The sequence below is a fragment of the Duganella vulcania genome (genome assembly GCF_009857655.1).
Lineage (GTDB): Bacteria > Pseudomonadota > Gammaproteobacteria > Burkholderiales > Burkholderiaceae_D > Rugamonas > Rugamonas vulcania.
This window is the reverse complement of record NZ_WWCX01000204.1, coordinates 1-3,154: the sequence shown is the minus strand read 5'-3', so window position 1 is coordinate 3,154 and position 3,154 is coordinate 1. Positions and strand designations below refer to the sequence as shown.

The following is a 3,154-nucleotide window of genomic DNA, read 5'->3' as shown; positions in this document are numbered from 1 at the left end:
TCAATGCCTGATGACCATAGCAAGTTGGTCCCACCCCTTCCCATCCCGAACAGGACCGTGAAACAACTCTGCGCCGATGATAGTGCTGCAACCAGTGTGAAAGTAGGTTATCGTCAGGCTAGTTATACTAAAAAGCCCACCAAGTGATCTTGGTGGGCTTTTTTTCGTCTGTCAAACCGAGACGCAGCCTAGCGGGTCGGCGCCAGCATTGGCAGCGTCAGCGTAAATCGGGTGCCGCCTCCGGGCTCGCTGACGACGGCAATGGCGCCACCGAGAATCTCGGTGACAATATTGTGGACGATATTCAGGCCCAAGCCCGAGCCGCCAACGCCCATCTTGGTGGTGAAGAAGGGATCGAAGATGCGCGGCAGATATTCCTTCTGAATGCCTGCGCCATGATCTTCCACCGATAGCGTCACCAAGCCCTGGCCGGATAAGCTGGCCGAAATGTCGATCAGTCCTTCGTTGCGATCTTCGTAACCATGCAGGATGGCGTTGTTGATCAGGTTGGTGATCACCTGTCCAATCGGTCCAGGATAACTTTCCATCATCAGGTCTGGCGGTATTCGCTGCTGGATTACGTATGGCGTGCGCTTGATCGTCGGCTGCAGCGTCAGCACGTTGCCGGCCACCACCTCCGCCAACAAAAAACTGCGGCGTTGAGAGCTGGTCTGGTCAACCGCCACCTGTTTGAAATTGGTGACGATTTCGGCCGCGCGATGTAAATTGCGGCCAAGGATGTCCACCGACAGCTGTGCATTCTTGATGTAGTGCTCAAACTCCTTGCGCGTAATGCCGCCTTCCGCCGTCAAGTGTCTGGTGATCTCGTCGGTCTGCATTTCGAACGTGGTGGAAGCCATCAGGCTATTCCCGATCGGCGTATTCAATTCATGCGCAATGCCGGCCACCATCGCGCCTAGCCCAGCAAGCCGCTGGTTGCGGACCAGGTCTTCACGCGCCTTGTCCAGGGTGATGATCATGTCCTGCAATTCGCGATTGGCCCTGCGCAGCGCCAGATGGGTATTGATGCGCGCAAGTACTTCTTCGATCTGGAACGGTTTGGTGATGTAGTCCACACCGCCGGCATCGAAGCCAGTGACTTTTTGCTTGGGGTCGGTCAGGCCGGTCATGAAGATGACCGGGATATCTTTGGTGGCCTTGCAGGCCTTGAGGCGCCGACAGGCTTCGAAGCCGTCGATACCAGGCATGACCACATCGAGCAGAATCAAGTCCGGCTCGGCGAACTCCGCGCGCATCAAGCCTTCAGCGGCAGTTTGCGCCAGCACGATCATGAACCCGTGCCGCTCAAGCCGATCCAGCAGGGCCGACAGATAGGAAAGAGAGTCGTCGACGATGAGTATCGTCGGCATCGGAATTACTGGGATCTCGCTCTGGTTCATCACGCAGCCTGCGGGTATTCACGATCAAGATAGTATAGGCATACTGTTCAGGTGACGGTGAAAAAAGAGCGGGACCGTTGCGTCTACAGTAAATTTAGTCCCTTCAGCATCACCAGAAGGATCAGTACGGGCGAGACATAGCGCAGCAGGAAGAATACGACGCGAGTCATGGCCTGGTTGCTTATTTTTCCCTGATTCGACAGCGCCTGACTGAACCTATCCGCGCCCCACACCCAGCCAACAAAGAGCGCTAGCAAGATCCCACCCAATGGCAACAATACGTTGGACGAGACGAAATCAAACAGGTCGAACATGTTCATGCCGAACAGTTTGAAATCAGCCAGCACGCTGTTGGTCAATGCGCAGCTGGAGCCCAGCAGCATCAGGAGGGCGATGGTCAACAGTGTGGCCTTCGCGCGGCTGAGGCCCAGGCGCTCATGCAGGATCACGACAGGCACTTCCATCAATGACAACATCGCGCCGGTGGCTGCCACGGAGGCAAGCACAAAGAAGGCGATCATCAACAGTTGGCCCCCGGGGATTTGCGAGAACACGGCGGGGATGGTGATGAACACCAGCGCCGGGCCAGCCGCTGGTTGAAAGCCGAAGGTGAACACTGCTGGGAAAATCGCGATGCCAGCCAGCATGGAGACGCACAGGTCGGCGGCCATGACGCGCAGCGTGGTCTGCGGAATATTTTGATCGTCGCGGAAGTAGGAGCCATAGGTCATCATCGTACCCATGCCCAGGGACAGCTTGAAGAACGCCAGGCCCATCGCGGCGAGTATGACGCCGGCTGTGATCTTGCTGAAGTCAGGACGAAACAGAAAGGCTAAACCGTCGCTTGCCTTGTCCAGCGACAGGCTGACCGCGCACAGCAGCAGCAACAACAGGAACAGTATCGGCATCAGTTTCTTGGCGATGCCTTCGATGCCTTTGGTCACGCCCATCAGCAGGATGCCGCCGATGAAGGCGAGCACTCCCCACTGCCACAGCAGCGACGGCATCGGATCGGCGATCAGTGTTGCGAACGCGCCTTCTGTGACGTGGCGGTCGCTACTCAGGATGGAACCGCCAATGGCCTTGAACACATAGGCGAAAACCCAGGCTACCACCTCGGAATAGAAAGACAGGATCAGAAAGGCTGCCGCCATGCCGGCCACGCCCACCAGCCACCAGGGCATTCCCTTTTTAGGACTGAGCTGTTGCAGCGCAGTGATCGGGTTGGCTTTGGCCGCGCGGCCCATGGCGATCTCCGCGATCATCACTGGCAGGCCGATGACCAAAGTCGCAAGCAGGTAGATCAGCAGGAAGCCCGCGCCGCCATTGGCGCCAGTCAGATAAGGAAATTTCCATATGTTGCCGAGTCCTACGGCCGAGCCGAGCGTCGCTGCGAGGACGCCGAAGCTGGAGCTGAAGCCGCCGCGCTTGATGGTGTTGTGGGTCATTGCGTGCATTCCTGCCATATTCTAAAGGGCGGGATTGTAGCAGCTCGAAAAAAGGCCTTGCGGATATCACGCTACCTTTGCTATAGTTCGCCCCCTCGCAGAACACAGCACATGTTGCTGAGTGAAACGAGAAAAAAGAAGGGGTTGACGAAACGAACTAAACGCTTCATACTCTTTCTTCTTCGCTGACGGACACAACGCTTCTTCAGCAAGCAGTACCGAATAAAGTTCTTTAAAAATTAACAGTCGATAAGTGTGGACGTTTGATGAAAGTGCACAGCAGACTAGTTCTGCTGATACTTAAAA

The 3,154-nt window shown here is 56.2% G+C and carries 2 protein-coding genes and 1 rRNA gene; 1 reads left to right on the top strand and 2 read right to left on the bottom strand.

Annotated elements, in window-relative coordinates; genetic code table 11:
* Positions 1-6: 6 nt before the first annotated feature.
* Positions 7-119: ribosomal RNA gene (gene rrf / locus GTP90_RS35205) — 5S ribosomal RNA — on the top strand.
* Positions 120-188: 69 nt separating this feature from the next.
* On the opposite strand, the gene GTP90_RS35200 is transcribed toward rrf, so the two are convergent.
* Together GTP90_RS35200 and GTP90_RS35195 are read right to left on the bottom strand one after the other, a co-directional pair.
* Positions 189-1,400, bottom strand: a complete 1,212-nt coding sequence (locus GTP90_RS35200) for a sensor histidine kinase (RefSeq protein WP_161087858.1) — start codon at positions 1,398-1,400, stop codon at positions 189-191.
* A gap of 83 nt (positions 1,401-1,483) precedes the next feature.
* The gene (locus GTP90_RS35195; protein ID WP_161087857.1) at positions 1,484-2,848 is read right to left on the bottom strand and encodes a sodium-dependent transporter; all 1,365 of its coding nucleotides are present in this window, start codon (positions 2,846-2,848) and stop codon (positions 1,484-1,486) included.
* Positions 2,849-3,154 lie beyond the last annotated feature (306 nt).